The 18,391-nt window shown below is 42.4% G+C and carries 12 protein-coding genes and 1 tRNA gene; 4 read left to right on the forward strand and 9 right to left on the reverse strand.

Annotated elements, in window-relative coordinates; genetic code table 11:
• Positions 1-68: 68 nt before the first annotated feature.
• On the forward strand, positions 69-1,715 hold the full coding sequence (locus NEE14_RS07305; protein ID WP_251968003.1) for an RluA family pseudouridine synthase: 1,647 nt from the start codon (positions 69-71) through the stop codon (positions 1,713-1,715).
• 351 nt (positions 1,716-2,066) lie between these two features.
• On the opposite strand, the gene NEE14_RS07310 is transcribed toward NEE14_RS07305, so the two are convergent.
• The 7 genes from NEE14_RS07310 to NEE14_RS07340 form a co-directional block, all read right to left on the reverse strand.
• Positions 2,067-2,140 (reverse strand) — tRNA-Pro (locus tag NEE14_RS07310).
• Positions 2,141-2,250: 110 nt separating this feature from the next.
• On the reverse strand, positions 2,251-2,865 hold the full coding sequence (locus NEE14_RS07315; RefSeq protein WP_251968004.1) for a uracil-DNA glycosylase family protein: 615 nt from the start codon (positions 2,863-2,865) through the stop codon (positions 2,251-2,253).
• Positions 2,862-3,509: a hypothetical protein gene (locus NEE14_RS07320; RefSeq protein ID WP_251968005.1), complete on the reverse strand. Its 648-nt coding sequence runs from the start codon at positions 3,507-3,509 to the stop codon at positions 2,862-2,864. Before NEE14_RS07320 ends, NEE14_RS07315 begins: the two co-directional genes overlap by 4 nt.
• Positions 3,510-3,543: 34 nt before the next feature.
• Positions 3,544-4,374 carry an N-acetylmuramic acid 6-phosphate etherase gene (gene murQ, locus NEE14_RS07325; RefSeq protein WP_251968006.1) on the reverse strand — a complete coding sequence of 277 codons (831 nt, stop codon included), beginning with the start codon at positions 4,372-4,374 and terminating at the stop codon, positions 3,544-3,546.
• Entirely contained in the window at positions 4,371-5,219 is an 849-nt protein-coding gene (locus NEE14_RS07330; protein WP_251968007.1) for an ATPase, read from the reverse strand. The genes murQ and NEE14_RS07330 overlap by 4 nt, the downstream gene beginning before the upstream one ends.
• Before the next feature lie 6 nt (positions 5,220-5,225).
• Positions 5,226-6,665: a sodium:proton antiporter NhaD gene (nhaD, locus tag NEE14_RS07335; RefSeq protein WP_251968008.1), complete on the reverse strand. Its 1,440-nt coding sequence runs from the start codon at positions 6,663-6,665 to the stop codon at positions 5,226-5,228.
• Between the two features lie 165 nt (positions 6,666-6,830).
• Positions 6,831-8,354, reverse strand: coding sequence for a DUF4301 family protein (locus NEE14_RS07340; protein WP_251968009.1), 1,524 nt, complete (start codon positions 8,352-8,354; stop codon positions 6,831-6,833).
• Between the two features lie 161 nt (positions 8,355-8,515).
• Between NEE14_RS07340 and NEE14_RS07345 the strand changes: the two genes are divergently transcribed.
• The gene (locus NEE14_RS07345; protein ID WP_251968010.1) at positions 8,516-10,729 is read left to right on the forward strand and encodes a RelA/SpoT family protein; all 2,214 of its coding nucleotides are present in this window, start codon (positions 8,516-8,518) and stop codon (positions 10,727-10,729) included.
• A gap of 167 nt (positions 10,730-10,896) precedes the next feature.
• Here NEE14_RS07345 and NEE14_RS07350 read toward each other — a convergent pair whose 3' ends face one another.
• Complete coding sequence (locus tag NEE14_RS07350; protein ID WP_338578715.1) at positions 10,897-12,552, reverse strand: IS1182 family transposase; 1,656 nt, start codon at positions 12,550-12,552, stop codon at positions 10,897-10,899.
• A gap of 389 nt (positions 12,553-12,941) precedes the next feature.
• Between NEE14_RS07350 and NEE14_RS07355 the strand changes: the two genes are divergently transcribed.
• Positions 12,942-15,437 (forward strand): DUF6383 domain-containing protein, encoded by a 2,496-nt coding sequence (locus NEE14_RS07355; protein ID WP_251968783.1) that lies wholly within the window; start codon positions 12,942-12,944, stop codon positions 15,435-15,437.
• Between the two features lie 148 nt (positions 15,438-15,585).
• On the forward strand, positions 15,586-17,241 hold the full coding sequence (locus tag NEE14_RS07360) for an IS1182 family transposase (RefSeq protein ID WP_338578715.1): 1,656 nt from the start codon (positions 15,586-15,588) through the stop codon (positions 17,239-17,241).
• A 266-nt stretch (positions 17,242-17,507) separates the two neighbouring features.
• On the opposite strand, the gene NEE14_RS07365 is transcribed toward NEE14_RS07360, so the two are convergent.
• Positions 17,508-18,353, reverse strand: coding sequence for a mechanosensitive ion channel family protein (locus tag NEE14_RS07365; protein WP_251968763.1), 846 nt, complete (start codon positions 18,351-18,353; stop codon positions 17,508-17,510).
• Between the last annotated feature and the right edge of the window lie 38 nt (positions 18,354-18,391).

The raw sequence follows: 18,391 nt of genomic DNA on the forward strand, positions 1-18,391 counted from the left end.
CCAAGCAGATGCCTTTATATCCCGTGATGTTGATTACTTTTGCAGCGCTGTTTTCAATGCGAACTATCATGTCTGTAAGCAAATTTCACCCCTTTCAATCCCCAACCGACGGTATCGAACTGCCGGAAGCGTTCACCAATCCGTTCCATTATACCCCGCATCCGCTTTGCCTTTTGGCGACAAAAGAAGTACAAGCCTATCTGGAAACACGGGGCGACTGGCGGGAAGAACTGGAGAAAGGGAAAATGTTTGGCGTGCTGGTTGTACGGAAACCAACGGGAGAAATCGGTTTCTTAGCGGCTTTCTCCGGGAATCTGGCCCATTCCAACAACCACGATTATTTTGTTCCGCCGGTCTATGACTTATTGCAACCCGACGGATTCTTCAAGATCGAAGAAGAACAGATTACTGCCATCAACCATGAACTCGAAGCGATGCAGCACAATCCGGCTTATTTGTCGTGGAAAGAGGAACTTCAACAACAGCAGACGGCCGCATCGCAGGCATTGCAAGCCGCCAAAACCTTCTTGAAAACAGAAAAAGAACGGCGGGCACGCCTCCGCGAAACGGGTCTGACTGCCGACGAAGATGCCCGGCTCATCCAAGAAAGTCAGTTCCAAAAGGCAGAATATAAACGGCTGGAACGAAAATGGAAAGCCGAACTCACCCAACTGGGAACACGTATCCTGGAGTATGAAAAGCAAATCCAGCAACGGAAGCAAGAACGGAAGAAACGGTCGGCAGCCCTTCAGCTCCGGCTTTTCGCCCAGTTTAATCTGTTAAATGCCCGAGGAGAGACAAAAGATCTTTGTGAAATCTTTGCACCGACAGCCCAGCAAGTTCCTCCCGCCGGAGCAGGCGAATGTGCTGCACCCAAACTGCTGCAATATGCCTATTTGAATCAGCTTCGTCCGATTGCGATGGCTGAATTCTGGTGGGGCAATTCTCCGAAAACAGAAATACGCCGGCATGGTTACTTCTACCCTGCCTGCAAAGGAAAATGCGAACCGATCCTCAAACACATGCTAATCGGCCTGCCGGTTACCTTCCAATCGGTCCAGACCTCGGTTGCATCCGATATTTCTTTGAAGATTCTTTATGAAGACAATGACCTGCTGGTCGTCAACAAGCCGGCGGGCATGTTGTCGGTTCCCGGGAAAGAAGCCAACTTTTCTGTCTACGACTGGGCACGAAAACAATATCCAGAAGCCACCGGTCCGCTGATAGTTCACCGTCTGGATATGGCTACTTCCGGTCTGTTGCTGATTGCCAAGAAAAAAGAAGTTCACCAACATCTGCAGGCACAGTTTAAGAACCGGACCATCCGCAAACGATACATCGCCCGGCTCGATGGCATCGTCGATTCGGATAAAGGAAGTATTGCTCTGCCCATCTGCCCCGATCCACTGGATCGTCCGCGGCAAATCATCCATGAAACCTTAGGCAAACCCGCCTTCACTACGTATGAAGTGCTCCAAAGGAGTGCCCATCAAACGTGGGTTGCCTTCTATCCGCATACCGGACGTACGCACCAACTGCGCGTCCATGCCGCACATCCTGACGGATTAAATGCCCCGATCGAAGGCGATACACTTTACGGGCGAGAATCGGACCGCCTGTATTTACACGCCGAACTCCTGGAGTTTGATCATCCTACTACCGGGAAACGGATCCACATCGAAAAGCCGGCCGATTTTTATCCTACGGAGAAATAATCGCATTCTCATTATCCCGGAGCATAAAATTGCCTGCACTTTATATTTTTGACAGCTGTCAAAAAGCTTTTCCATATTAGTCGTAAAGCTTTACCACATATATGAAAAAGCTTTACCACATTTGTCAAACAATTAAAAACAGATAGGATTCATATCCAAAAGTAACGAAGAACGTATCATCTTTCGCCTACAGCTTTAGTTCATATAGGTGAACTAATTTCAACGACATGATGATTAATGAATAAAAGCAGTATGGAAAAATAGAAAGGATAAGGGATTACAGCCAACCAAAACCGGCTAAAAAGACGAAAGGCCAAACATCTATTAAGTAGATATTTAGCCTTTCAATAGTCGGGATGAGAAGACTCGAACTTCCGACCTCCACGTCCCGAACGTGGCGCGCTAGCCAACTGTGCTACATCCCGATTTTTATGTCTTGTAATCGCTTCGGTAGTACCGTTCTCGATTACGGTTGCAAAGGTACGACTTTATTTTAAACTGACAAGCGTTTCAGTAAAAAATTTATCAGAAAAATTCATTTTTCTTTTTCCTCAGCAGGCAACATTCCCAGTAATTCGAACATTTTCCGATAGATAGCCGCTTTTTCCGGTAATGGTTTCGGATAGGCTCGCGATGAAGAAGGCATACGAAACAGTTTCATTTCTCTTCCATGCCAGACAAAAGGAGAAAAAGTTCCGACTGCCGGTTCTTCTACCAGTGCATATAACGACAAGACCGACAAAAGCGTATCCATGGCCTTTTGCCCGGTAACGACAATGGCCCGGCATTGCGGAATCTGAGCCAATACCTTTTCCAAATCAATCGGTCGGACGATTTCAAGGAACTTATCCGAAGCATTTCCTTTCTGGCGGATGACCTCTACGCCAGTATCGCCTATTCCCAAACCTTTTTCCCGGCAGAAAGCCTTACATTTCTCTTCACTGAATTTCCGGGGCGCTTCCAAAAAGAAGTCTTTGTCCGCATAAAACAAAAGTCCAAGAATTCTCCACATATCGTTTTGTATATTCGGATAGTAGAAATTCATGGACCAACGTTGCTGAGGCGGAGGAAAACTCCCCAACATCAGCAACTGTGTATTTTCGGGCAGAAAGAATCCCAGCGGATGTTTCTCGGCTACGGTTTCTTTCATGCGTCTTTCTTTCCTTCTTTTGCCTGTCTTTTCTGGTCTTCGCGGGCCAAAAGAACGACATTATAGACAAAATCCGTTACCCATTGTTCGGAATAACCCAATGTCTGCGCATATTTACGGACACTCCAGGCAGCTTTCTGTACACTGACATCGTTCCATTCCGAGCGTGTCATGATTTCATGTACCGTCTTAACTGTCTGTGCATAAAGCATCTTCTTCAACAAAAGCGCCAGACGGAACTTCCATTGCATCAGGTTACCCAACAGACTAAACAAATCATTACAGAAGCCTTGGAACATAAAGAAATAGGTCTTGATATCGTTCTGCGTCTTACAACATTTCCTTACCGACGAATCTATTTCCTTAAAGAAAGCCTCGTTTAATCCATAATCCTGCATCAGGACTTTGCGGACACGCGACTTTTCTGCAACGCCTAATTTATTGTTCTGAGTCGGAATCTTCAGCATACGCTTAAACAAAGCCATATCAGCCAGCATATTCAGATTCGTAACTCCTAAGTTAACGGCCATGACAGCCTGATAGTAAACACGGATCAGAGAAACGAACTCTTCAACAGTTCCTTTTGTCGTTTCTTCTGTTGTTTCCGGTGTATTCTTCTTGAATAATTTTGATAAGAAACTCATTTCATTATGATTTAACGCGCAAATATACAAAATATCACTGATTCAAACGCCACTCCCGATGATAAGAATCAACAGCTTCACGAACAGAGCCATGCAATTGCAACAAATGAAGTGCCGTATCGTAATCCAAACCCAACTCATCCATAATCATCCGTGTTCCCCGATCGACCAGCTTCTGATTGGTCAGCTGCATGTTCACCATCCGGTTGTTCTTGACTCTTCCCAATTGAATCATCGTGGCCGTACTGATCATGTTCAATACCATCTTCTGGGCCGTTCCGCTTTTCATCCGTGTACTGCCTGTAACGTATTCCGGACCGACAATCGGTTCGATGGCTATATCTGCCTCAGCCGCTACCGGAGAATCCGGATTACAGGCAATCGCACCCGTCAAAATTCCAGCCTGACGCGCCTGATGTAAAGCTCCGATGACGTAAGGTGTCGTACCTGAAGCTGCAATGCCCACTACAACATCCCGGGAAGAGACATGATGTTCACACAATTCCTGCCAACCTTTCAACGCATCATCTTCGGCTGCTTCCACCGGATTCCGTAAAGCGCTGTCGCCTCCGGCTATCAATCCGATCACATACGTATTAGGCATTCCATAAGTCGGTGGAATTTCGGATGCATCCAAAACGCCCAACCGTCCGCTTGTCCCGGCACCTAAATAAAACAGTCGTCCACCTTGCTTCATCCGCTCCACAATACCGGTTACCAGTTTCTCGATCTGCGGAATCACCCTTTGCACGGCCAATGCCACTTTCTGATCTTCCCGGTTAATCTCCGTCAATAGTTCGTGTACCGATTTCTTCTCCAAATCATGATACAACGATTCTTGTTCCGTTATTTTCTGAAAACTCATCTTCTTACCTTATTATAATACATAACCAGACCATTCATCGGCGCTTTCTCAATCTTTCCCGGCCTCAATTCATATTGTTGCAGAACTTCTCTCAAAACAGACTGAAAATAGAAAGCCACCGAACCCACAAAATGGATTGGATACTGATTATAATCTGTATACTGCATCACATTCCGACAAATAAACTCTTCAAAGCTATGATAAACCAACTGATAAACCGGCTCTACATCCAAATGCTCTTTCAAGAAAGGAACAAAGCCTGCCAGATACCGGTTCGGAAAAGGTTTCTTGTAAACATGTTCCAATATAGAAGCCGGCGTAAGCTGATAAGTCTCTATAAACTCCTGACACAACGAAGCCGGCAACTGACGTTTCAGGCAATCGCCAATCAACTTCCGACCTAAAACGGCTCCACTGCCTTCATCACCTAAAATAAATCCCAAAGGCGAAATCTGCTCTTTTACTTTCTTCCCATCATACAGACAAGAATTGGAGCCTGTTCCCAAAATACAAGCAATGCCCGCTTCCGTTCCGCATAAGGAGTGGGCCGCAGCCATCAGATCACTATTCACCTCAACCGGAACAGGCCAATACGACTGAATTGCCCTTTCTACACAAGCATTCTTTTCCGGGTAAGCACAACCGGCTCCATAAAAATAGAATGCTTCAATGGGATAATCAGCTATCTGAGGATACAAAGATTGCTGAATCATTTCCGCCATTTCCTTTTCGGTCTGGAAATAAGGATTCATCCCTGGTGTAAAACACCGACATTCAAGTTTCCCGGTCTCTCCCAACAGACACCATTCTGTCTTGGTCGAACCACTATCTGCTATTCCAATCATCTACTACTAAAATACAACACATTGAAGAATATATACAAAGGCTCCTGCCAGATAACCCAAAAGAGCCAATCCGGAAATCCGCTTCAGATACCAGCCAAAACTAATCTGTTCCAAACCCATTACGACAACTCCGGCTGCTGAACCAATAATCAGCATACTGCCGCCGACGCCGGCACAATAAGCTAAAAACTGCCAGAATGTACCATCCTGCACAAAGTTCATCCAATATATCGGATCAGCACTGGCCGCAACAGTTTCTTCCGTCATCACCGGATACATACCCATCGCACCCGCCACCAGCGGAACATTATCTACTACAGCAGAAAGAGCTCCAATTACCATATTGACAATAAATACATTGCCGACCGAATCATCCAGCCAGGAAGCAAAAGCCCCTAAAATACCTGTATATCTCAATACTTCTACAGCCAACAAGATACCCAAGAAGAATAGAAGCGTTGCTCCGTCAATCCGATGTACCACCTTTGATACCCGCAGTTTCCGGTCTTCTTCCAGATCTTCTTTCTTGCCATAGATAAATTCAGTAAAGAACCATAAAATACTGACACCGATCATTACACCCATAAACGGAGGTAAATGTGTTACCATTTTAAATACAGGCACAAACAACAGGCAAAGAATACCTAAGATAAAGATATACAAACGCTCTCGATGGGCCAAGATGAAGAATTCGTCCGTACAGCAGGTAGAATTATTCTCCATACGCCCTTCTTGTATTGGGGATTCAACAGAGCCTTTTAATTGCCGGGCCATTAAGAAAAGAGGTACAAACATGGAAACCAGACTCGGAAGAATCAGATGCGGAATGGTTTCACTGGTAGAAATATTTCCTTTTATCCAAAGCATGATTGTCGTAACATCACCTATCGGTGACCAGGCACCGCCGCTGTTAGCCGCAATAATAATCATACTGCCAAACAGCCAACGGGTTTTCTGATCGGCAATAATCTTGCGGACCAGCATAATCATAACAATGGACGTTGTCAGATTATCCAATACGGAAGACATGAAGAAGGTAAGAACCGAAATCATTATCAAAAGAGACCGGGCCTTTCGCGTTGTAATCCGATTGGTTATGAACTCAAAGCCACCATGGACATCCACCAGTTCAACAATGATCATAGCTCCGATCAGAAATATCAAAGTCTGACATATTTCTCCAATACTGATCAATATCTGATGCTCCACAATGTATTGCTGACATTGCTCCAACAATGACAAACCAGCAGCGTGTGGATCTTGAACAAAAGACTTAAAGCCGTCACTTGAAACTAAAGACTCAAAGTCAGGGGCATTCATAATATACAAGACCCATAAAATCGTACCCGTCAATAAAGCCGAAGCTGCCTTATTGATTTTCAGTGGATGTTCGAGGGCAATCATCAAATACCCGATAATAAAAATAGCTATGATCAATGTTAACATAAACAGTTCTTTTAGGTTTTAACATATAAATTACATCTGCCTGACAGATAAAAAATGCAGACCTGAAAGCATAGGCACATCAATAAAATGACTGCTCAACTGTCAGATCTGTATTTTATAATACCAGACTTTCTTGATCTGGGAATTTAAGTATCAGATTATGGATTAAGATTGATGTTCACGACGAAGCAAATCATTTACAGTCTTCACCGGATTGAAGGTCTCAATAGGCACTTCTACAAATACCGTATTCCAGTCGCTCATAGCACCATTCCACAAGCCTGGCAATTCAAGCGCCTTCAGGTCTTTTCCATCCTTGCTCTTATAGGAAATAAAACCAGTATTCTTATCCACATAATCCGGCAAATTAAACTTCTCGCCTTTATAGTTCTTGACAGCGCAAACCAAATCAACCGGATTAAAGTGAGTACCTTTCTCAAACAGAGCCTTCTTAGCCGGATCATTCATGTCAATCTGTGAACTTTCCAATACCTGCAAAGAAACAGAACCGTCCGGATTCACTGCCAGGAACGGACCACCGCCCGGTTCGCCGACGTTCTTCACCATACCGCAAACACGCAACGGACGATTCAGCTTGTTCTTAATATAAAGAATCAACTCTGCGTCTTCCATTAACTTAATGTCTGATTTACGTACACACAATTCATCCTGCAAGAAATGAATCATTTCTTCTACCTGATCGTGTGAATACTTGCCTGTATCTATCAATTCCAGGTATTTGAATATTCTCTCCTGCAAGCTGACCAATACACCGGCAATCAGTTTCTTGTAAATAATCGTAGCCGACTTGAAGCTATCCGGAACAACATTGTCAATATTCTTGATAAAGACGACATCGGCATCTACATCATTCAAGTTTTCAATCAAGGCTCCATGACCTCCGGGACGGAATAACAATTTACCATCTTTATCCCGGAATGGCGTATTATCCATATTGACAGCAATTGTGTCTGTACTCGGCTTCTGCACACTGAAAGAAATATCATATTTGACAGAGAACTTGTCTTCATAATAATCTTTTTTCTCGGCAACCAACTGTTCGAACAAGGCCTGATGTTCGGGAGAAACTGTAAAATGAATATTCACCTCACCGGCATTGTTCTTAGCATACATGGCTCCTTCTGCCAAATGTTCTTCCATTGCAGTACGGAATGTATCAGGATAAGTATGGAACAACAATAAGCCTTTAGGTAAAGATCCATAATTCAGTCCGATCTTTTCCAACAAATTGAAAACAACTTTCTTATACTCGCCCATGGCAACCAAGGCTGCAATATCCTTTCCCGTATTTTCCTGGCATTTCTGATTTAATGCTTTATAAAATGCGAACTTGTGGATATCGGCAAAAAACTTCTTCTCAAAATCAGTTGTAGGAACATCATAATCAGCAGAAAGAAATCCGAACAGATTCTTGAACATACGACTGGCAGCACCTGATGCCGGAACAAACTTCAAAATGCGCTTGTTCTTTGTCAGATAAGCATCCCAAGCAGCCATATAAGCCGGTTGAGATTCTGCCGGAATTACCTTAATTCCTTTTTCTACGGAAGCCGAAGCCTCTATTTCAAGAAACGGAAATCCTTTCACAAAACAGGATAACTGTTCTTCTATTTTCTCTTGTGAAATACCTTTTTCAGATAATTGCTCCAAGTCTTTTGCGTTTAACATAGTACACTATTTTTATGAATAAAATATTTTTTCACATTGCAGTACGCAAATGTATAAAAATACCGACAATAATATCATAGATATTTCAAAATAAAAAGATACTTTTACAACACGTTTTATCGTACTTGTCCTCAAACGGGCAAAAATAAAGTATAAAGCCTATGGAGACACTACCATTTTTTACACCGGAAGAAAAGAAAGAATTCTTCACAAAATACAGATTATTACTGCGTAACCTGTATTCGTTCCTGGAAAAAGACGATATTTCCAAGATGAAGAACCTGATGAAACAGGTTGTAGCCCAAGATTGTTATGGACGCGACAAGAACGGAATTAATGGTCTGCTCAGAAATATTGATACGGCGTTGATTGCAACTACCGAAATCGGTCTGAAAAGAACTTCTGTACTTGCTCTTCTGCTTTACCGTCCCGTTTACAAAGGTGTCATTACAATAGATAAGGTAAGAGAACTGTTCGGCGATGATATTGTTCTCATGATTCAACGCCTGCTTCGTACCTCCGATTTGTATGCCCGCAATACAGCCGTCAATTCAGAGAATTTCCATCATCTGTTGCTCTCGTTTGCAGAAGATGTTCGCGTTATCTTGATCATGATAGCCGACCGTCTTTGTATGATGCGACTCGGAAAGAAATTATCAGAAGACGACCGGATCCGGCTGGCTACTGAAGCTGCTTATTTATATGCTCCTCTGTCGCACCGGATGGGACTTTATAAGATAAAAAGCGAGCTGGAAGATTTGTCCTTAAAATATACCGACCGGAAGCAGTTCGATTATATCAAGCAAAAGCTGAACGAAACCAAACGTTCCCGCGATGCCTATATTGCCCGTTTTATTGCGCCCTTAAAGGAAAAGCTCGAGCAGGCAGGATTCAAATTCGAGATCAAAGGACGAACCAAGTCCATTCATTCGATCAACAATAAGCTGAAAAAGCAGAAAGTAGATTTTGAGAACATCTATGATTTGTTTGCGATCCGCGTAGTATTGGATACGCCCCTCGAAAAGGAACGTTCAGACTGCTGGCAGGTATATTCGATCGTAACAGATATGTACCAACCGAATCCCAAGCGATTGAAAGACTGGATTTCCATTCCTAAATCAAACGGATATGAAAGTCTGCACATCACGGTAATGGGACCAGAGAACAAATGGGTAGAAGTACAGATCCGAACCAAACGAATGGACGAAATCGCTGAAAAGGGTCTGGCTGCACACTGGCGTTATAAAGGTGTCAAAGCAGAAAAAGGACTGGATGAATTCACGAATACGGTGCGGGCTGCCCTGGAAGCCAAGGATTCAAATCCGTTGGATCTGATGAAAGACTTCCGGATGGATTTGTATAAAGACGAAATCTATGTCTTTACGCCCACCGGTGAACTGATTAAACTGGCAAAAGGGGCCACTGTTCTGGACTTTGCCTTCGCCATTCATTCGCAGCTAGGATGCAAATGCGTATCCGCAAAGGTCAATGGGAAGAATGTTCCTATAAAATATGAACTGAACAACGGTGATTCCGTTTCCATCATTACCTCTCCTACTCAGTCTCCCAAACGAGACTGGCTGAACTTTGTCGTTACTTCGAAAGCCCGCGTACGCATTAAACAGGCCTTACGGGAAGAAATGGCCAAGATGGTTGATTTTGCCAAAGAAATGCTGCAACGACGGTTCAAGAACAGGAAGATTGAGCTGGATGAAGCTTCACTCATGCGCTATATCAAGAAGAAAGGTTATAAAACGGTTACCGACTTCTATGTAGATATTGCAGAGGAACATCTTGATCCGAATGTGGCTATTGATGAATACTTGGAATTAATACGCAAAGAAACCGAGCAGCAGGAACATCCAGCCGCCAGAAGTGCGGAAGAGTTCGTTACAACTACCGAAGCTGAAGAAATTGCAACGAATAAAGATGTATTAGTCATCGACAAGAACCTGACCGGAATCGAATATAAACTGGCCAAATGCTGTAATCCGATTTATGGGGACGAAGTATTCGGATTTGTATCCACACAGGGAATCAAGATTCACCGAATGGATTGTCCGAATGCTCAGGAAATGTTCAGCCGCTTCGGTTATCGGATTATCCGGGCCAAATGGAGCGGTAAGGGCGACAACGGATATATTGTTACCTTGCGTGTCGTTGGGCGTGATGACATTGCCATCGTTACCAATATTACATCGGTGATTGGAAAAGAGACCAACGTCTCTTTACGGTCCTTGAATATTGATTCGGTAGACGGTCTATTCCAAGGTAACTTTACAGTTCAGGTCAAAGATACAACAGCATTAAATCAGCTGACTAAAAAGCTGAAGACAGTCAAAGGGGTTAAGACTGTTGAACGCCTCAACACGTGAACGGCATCAGATTCAAATACGGTTAACGACCTTTCAGGCTGCCTGGAAGGTCGTTTTTATTTTTCCAGAAGCTAGAAGATCTAACAAGACAAATAAAAAAGAGGGTGTGTCGTAATACGCGATTCACCCTCTTTTCTTTATCAACGATAAGAGCGTAGTTAACTTTTTCAGGCAGCGATATTCTGAAGATAATCTCGATTATTTTGTTCCCAATAGCTTAAATGAGCGGTAATAAGGCCGTAAAGGTGTTTAATTGGCCAATTTATACCCTCTTTATTCATCTTGGTACACATCTTTTTTATATTGAAGGCGATGGCCAGGAAGGAAAAGTCCATGAGAACCTTGTCCTTTCCAAAATGACGGAAGCGCTTGTAGTTCATGTTGAATTTTATCTGTCCAAATACAGCTTCCGGTTCTATGCACCTTTGCCCTCTGTGTTTCAGCCCTTCTTCGGAACAGAGAAGTTCCCGGGCTTTCTGTTTGTATATCCAGAGTCGGTGATTCAGTTCTATCGTCCTGTTTCCTTTAGCTTTAAAACACAGACATCTTAACGGACATCCTTCGCATCTGACAGCCCTATACCTGGCATATTCGACTACATATCCGGATTCGGTTTTCGTATGCCTGGTGCCTGCCCTCTGCATCTTTTGTCCCATTGGACAGACACAGTAATCCTGTTCTTCATTGTAGAAAAAGTTTTCGGCTTTAAAAGGATTCGGTTTAAATCTTGGCCGCTGCTCCATGTGGAAATAATTGTATTTGACGTATGCTTCCATCCCGTTTTCCGACATAAAGTGGTAATTCTCTTCTGATCCGTAACCGGAATCAGCAACCACCGTATGAGCCAACTGGCCGTATCTGTCGGCAAAGGACTTCAGGAAGGGAATCATCGTCAAGGTGTCAGTCGGATTCGGGAAAAGAGAATAATCGATAATGAATTGATTTTCCGTAGCAATCTGAAGATTATATCCGGGTTTTGTCTGACCGTTGCGCATGGCATCCTCCTTCATTCTCATAAAGGTGGCCTCTTTGTCTGTCTTGGAATAAGAGTTGCGGTCCTGAAGATTGTCCAGATGGTTATTGTATTCCTGAAGCTTATCTCTATGTGCTTCCAGTTCTTTCAGCTGCCTGCGTTTCTTTCTCAGTGCAGATTTCTGCTCTTTCGTGGATGGTTCTGAAGCCTGTTCAAGGGCATTGCGTAATTCTCCTGCCATTTCTGTCAGCATGGAAGGGGAAAACTCAATTTCCTCGTTGTTTTCCGAAGCTTTTTCCTGAGCGATGACGTCATCTATTTGGCTTAACAAAACACTGATTTTCTTCATCAGTCGTTCACGGTTTCGCTCAACGCTCTTCCGCCATACAAAAGTATATTTGTTGGCCTTGGACTCAATCTTTGTTCCGTCAATATATTCCACATTCAGACTGATGAAACCTTTGGATGAAAGCAGAAGTACGGTTTGGGTAAACACTTCGTTAATTTCCTTCTTCACCCGGTTACGGAAACGGTTGATAGTAATGAAGTCCGGTTTCTCATAACCGGCTAACCATATGTAATGGATATCACGACGAAGATGCTTTTCTATTTTCCGGCAGGAGTATATATTGTTCATATAGGCATACAAGATAACCTTTAGCATCATCTTGGGATGGTAAGGACTACGGCCGTATTCTTTGTATAACTTCCTGAAACCTTCAAGATTCAGGCTTTCAACCAAAGCGTCAACCATGCGTACAGGATCGTTTTCTGCAATATCTTCATCGATTCTTTGCGGAAAAAGTACCGTTTGGTTGGGAGTGTATGGACGAAAATGTATCTTTGTCATATGTGTAAATCTTTATGCTTAAAGATACAAAATCTTTAGGTAATAACAAAGCCCCAGCTTGTGAAAGTCGGGGCTTTGTGCTAAAAAAGAAGGTGTGCTTTTTGACACACCTTCTTTTTTATTTGACGAAAGTGAAGCCTTTTGGGGAATGATTGAACGTCTCAATCATGATTCGAGAGAATCGGAAATGATTCCTGTTACTTTTGTTTTTGATTCTCGTTGCTTTTATTTTCGATATTCGTATCTGGTATAATAAACGGGGGTTTTTGTACAATAAAATATACTTTTGGCGCATAAACCGGGTATGCATAGGACAAATCCATGAACTTTTTCTATCTTTGCTAAGTTATTGATTAAAAAGAGTCAGAATAAAAACAAATTAAAAACATATGAAGAAAAGATTTACTTTATTATCAACTGCCTTATTGTTGGGTGCTTCGTTTTCAGCTGTAGCAGCTGTTGATAAGGCAGAATGGAAAGAAGGGAATTACTTTTATTTAACGTCAAATGGTTCTTATTTGGCATTAGATGCAGAACGGACAGATTCTGTTCTTGTTAGAAGTAATAAAGGGGATAAAAAAGAAGACATAGATTTGGCTTTGTGGCAGATTAAAAAAGTAGAAACGACTGCCGCTGGAGATGTTTATCAATTTACGAACAAAGCTACAAAGGCTGTTTTAGCATTCTCTACAAAAGCAAATGCCACTACTGTCCTGGATCCATCCGGTGTTTCTCAATGGACATTTACTGATGGCAAGATTGTGGGTTATTATGGTGACAGCAAAACTTTGGCTTTGTCTGTTTCTAATTCCAAGTTGGCTTTGACTTCAACTACGAACAACAGTTTTACGGTAGAACTTCCTGTTTCGGATTATCAGCTGAAAGCAAATGAATTAGGAGATGGTATTTCTACATTTATCCTAAATATGGGTGGCAATTATTCCGGTGATATCTTTAAGGATAAGGAATTGGTCGCTACCGATTTAACGGGTGAGAATGAAGCTTATATGTCTCTGCAGGTCAAAGGGAATGAATACTTTGACGATGGAAAGGCTAAATATTTAGGAGTTGATACACTTTATACCGAGATCTCGGGAGCTAAAAATGCCTTCGGATTTAAGTTTGTGGCCGATTCTACGTATAGAGGGCCTAAAGGAGGTGGTACGCATACATGGGGAAATGAGGCGTTCCAGAAATTTAAGTTTACGATCGACTTGAAGAACGATTCTGTTGCCATGTTTGTCAAGCAAGCTCCATCATTGACTTCAGTGAATAAATATAGTGGAAATGATGTCCAAGTCGTCTATGCTACGTTGGGTGATAACAAAGTACTGACGGTTAGTGAAACGAATCCTTTACAAGGAACAGCTCCGTTTATTACAACTCGCCGCGGAACTCCAGTTACGTTGGAGAAAGGCTCAGGGGTTTATTTCCTGAAGAATGCCGGTAAGACGACAGATGGCGGTAAGTATCTGTATGGAAGTGGTTACGTAGCTGAAACTCCTTCCGTTTATAATCCGGACGGACAATGGTATGTAAAGGAAGAAAATGGTAAGTATAGTATTGTGGACCGTTTGAAAGGTAAGACTTATGCGGCTAACAGTGAAATCTTTGCTGTTAAGGGTGTAAGTGGTGCTTATACGGTAGCCGGAAGAACTGATACACTTACATTTGAATATCAGCCAAAGGTTGATTTGAAGGATAAATATCTGGGTGTTCTTCGTTTTACGGAGGCTGAATTAAAAGAAAAAGCCATTCAGTTGAATGTGAAGGCCGTTGGAGGAACCGTTCCGGTATCTGTTTCAGACTCTTTGTTATTGGCTGACATGGAAAATGAAGCTACGACATTCCGTTTGCTTGCTGGAACAGAAGTGAAAACAGCCGGTGCACAGTTATTAGGCGATACCTTGTGTACGGTATCTTATCGTCTGAGTGATCAATTAGGAAATCGCTTCCTGGTAGAAGATAAAGATACAAAATCTTTAATTCTGTCAAGTTTCCAGAAAGAACCATTGAAAGTGGTCTTCAGACAGTCGAATGATGGTACGGTTTATGAAATGACAGTGGACAACAAATATGTTACTTATAATACACAGTCTAATTTGTTGTTGAGTGATAAGAAGGAAGATGCCGTTAGCTTTGATGTTGAAGTTGTTAATGCTCCACAATATGAAACGGTAGAAAGCTCTCATTTGCGTTTTGGTTCGAATGGCAAGTATCTGACGATGAATCCGCTTACTTTGTGGGCTGAGATGAAGAACGAAGGTCAGGAAATTACGAAAGCAGGCTATACGGCAGATAATTTCTCGTTCAAGATTGAAAAGGCTGATACGGTTATTCCGGGCAAACCTGTTTACTTGATCTCTACTTGCATGATTGGTGCTGATGATAAAACTTCAGACGTCCGTTATTATTTGTCGGCTATTGATACGGCACAATATGAAGGTAAGAACCGTCTGGGCTTTATTCCTTCAAATGATACAATTCGGACTTCAAAGAACAGTCCGGCTTACTTCTCGTTGAAGAAGAATGAAGACGGCAGCTTATGGCTGGAGAATGTGAATGTAAAGGGCGGCTCGTTCGTTACTCAGATAGCTAATACCTTGGTAATGTCAAATACTGGTATGAATTTCACTACTGAAAAGGCTTCTGCTCCGACACCCAACGAAGAAATAGAAAAGCCGGTATCTGTCATCGTTGCAGGTGGTCATAATTCGGTAACTGTGATGAATGCCAAAGACAAGAAGATTGTCCTGACGGATATCTTAGGTAAGATCGTTGGAAACTATTTAGTAACCAGTGATCGCTTTACAGTTCCGGCATCCCGTGGTTTGCTGATTGTCGCTATCGAAGGCGAAGTCGCTCAAAAGGTGATCGTGAAATAACGAGATATACACACGAATTGTCGTAATACATAAAGAAGGTGTGTCAAAAAGCACACCTTCTTTTTTAGCACAAAGCCCCGACTTTCACAAGCTGGGGCTTTGTTATTACCTAAAGATTTTGTATCTTTAAGCATAAAGATTTACACATATGACAAAGATACATTTTCGTCCATACACTCCCAACCAAACGGTACTTTTTCCGCAAAGAATCGATGAAGATATTGCAGAAAACGATCCTGTACGCATGGTTGACGCTTTGGTTGAAAGCCTGAATCTTGAAGGTTTCAGGAAGTTATACAAAGAATACGGCCGTAGTCCTTACCATCCCAAGATGATGCTAAAGGTTATCTTGTATGCCTATATGAACAATATATACTCCTGCCGGAAAATAGAAAAGCATCTTCGTCGTGATATCCATTACATATGGTTAGCCGGTTATGAGAAACCGGACTTCATTACTATCAACCGTTTCCGTAACCGGGTGAAGAAGGAAATTAACGAAGTGTTTACCCAAACCGTACTTCTGCTTTCATCCAAAGGTTTCATCAGTCTGAATGTGGAATATATTGACGGAACAAAGATTGAGTCCAAGGCCAACAAATATACTTTTGTATGGCGGAAGAGCGTTGAGCGAAACCGTGAACGACTGATGAAGAAAATCAGTGTTTTGTTAAGCCAAATAGATGACGTCATCGCTCAGGAAAAAGCTTCGGAAAACAACGAGGAAATTGAGTTTTCCCCTTCCATGCTGACAGAAATGGCAGGAGAATTACGCAATGCCCTTGAACAGGCTTCAGAACCATCCACGAAAGAGCAGAAATCTGCACTGAGAAAGAAACGCAGGCAGCTGAAAGAACTGGAAGCACATAGAGATAAGCTTCAGGAATACAATAACCATCTGGACAATCTTCAGGACCGCAACTCTTATTCCAAGACAGACAAAGAGGCCACCTTTATGAGAATGAAGGAGGATGCCATGCGCAACGGTCAGACAAAACCCGGATATAATCTTCAGATTGCTACGGAAAATCAATTCATTATCGATTATTCTCTTTTCCCGAATCCGACTGACACCTTGACGATGATTCCCTTCCTGAAGTCCTTTGCCGACAGATACGGCCAGTTGGCTCATACGGTGGTTGCTGATTCCGGTTACGGATCAGAAGAGAATTACCACTTTATGTCGGAAAACGGGATGGAAGCATACGTCAAATACAATTATTTCCACATGGAGCAGCGGCCAAGATTTAAACCGAATCCTTTTAAAGCCGAAAACTTTTTCTACAATGAAGAACAGGATTACTGTGTCTGTCCAATGGGACAAAAGATGCAGAGGGCAGGCACCAGGCATACGAAAACCGAATCCGGATATGTAGTCGAATATGCCAGGTATAGGGCTGTCAGATGCGAAGGATGTCCGTTAAGATGTCTGTGTTTTAAAGCTAAAGGAAACAGGACGATAGAACTGAATCACCGACTCTGGATATACAAACAGAAAGCCCGGGAACTTCTCTGTTCCGAAGAAGGGCTGAAACACAGAGGGCAAAGGTGCATAGAACCGGAAGCTGTATTTGGACAGATAAAATTCAACATGAACTACAAGCGCTTCCGTCATTTTGGAAAGGACAAGGTTCTCATGGACTTTTCCTTCCTGGCCATCGCCTTCAATATAAAAAAGATGTGTACCAAGATGAATAAAGAGGGTATAAATTGGCCAATTAAACACCTTTACGGCCTTATTACCGCTCATTTAAGCTATTGGGAACAAAATAATCGAGATTATCTTCAGAATATCGCTGCCTGAAAAAGTTAACTACGCTCTTATCGTTGATAAAGAAAAGAGGGTGAATCGCGTATTACGACACACCCTCCTAACAGTAATATTAATAATAGTGTAATAAAAGACTGATATAATCATTTATTTTTGTCTTAAAAACAAAAATAAGAGTATGTTTCTTTTTCTACACCACAAAGATATACAAATCCTTTTGAAAAATAATCAGATTCAAAAGAATCTTTCTAAACGGTATGTTTTCTGAACAAACCCAATTGTTTTCTGTACAAAAGACTTCAATCTTTAGCCTGATGTATAGTCAGCTGAGGAAATGGGAATCCGATACCTTCTGCATTGAAACGCTCATAGACCGTACGGGTAATGCCATAATAGACATTCCAATAATCCGGACTTTTTACCCAAACACGGACAACGTAGTTCACACTACTATCGGCCAACTGACTCATCGCAACAAAAGGAGCAGCCGGCTCTTGCAAGATCCGTTCGTCTTTTGCAAGTATATCTTCCAGCACACCTTTTACTTTTGCATAATCTGTTCCGTATTCTACACCGAATGTCCAGTCAACACGACGAACCTCCTGGTAGGAATAATTGACAACAGCACTGCTGCTCAACGAGCCATTCGGAATATAAATCACCTTATTGTCGGTTGTTGTCAATACGGTATGGAAGATTTGTATCTCCCGAACTGTACCAGAAAGCCCCTGTGCCTCGATAAAATCGCCTACTTTATAAGGCTTGAAGATCAGGATAATCAATCCCCCTGCGAAATTTGACAGATTGCCGCTCAAAGCCATACCAATTGCAACACCGGCTGAAGCCAACAAGGCAGCAAAGGAAGCCGTTTGTACGCCCAATGCACCAACTACCGAAATAATCAGAAGGATCATCAATATAATATGTATCAAACTTCCGACAAAGGTTTTGATTGAAGGATCAATTTTCCGTTTCAACAAAACGCGCTGCACTAATTTATTGATCATACTGATTAAAAAGCGACCTACAATAAATACCAGCAACGCTTTGATTAAAGTCCAACCCAAAGCTGCGCCCTGTTCAACAAGGGAATCTAAAACTCGTGATAATTTACTTCCCGTTTCAATTACTTCTAATAGCATCATATTGTTTTACAATTTTAATTTGTTAGCTTTATCCGTTA

The organism is Parabacteroides sp. AD58 (assembly GCF_023744375.2).
GTDB lineage: Bacteria > Bacteroidota > Bacteroidia > Bacteroidales > Tannerellaceae > Parabacteroides > Parabacteroides absconsus.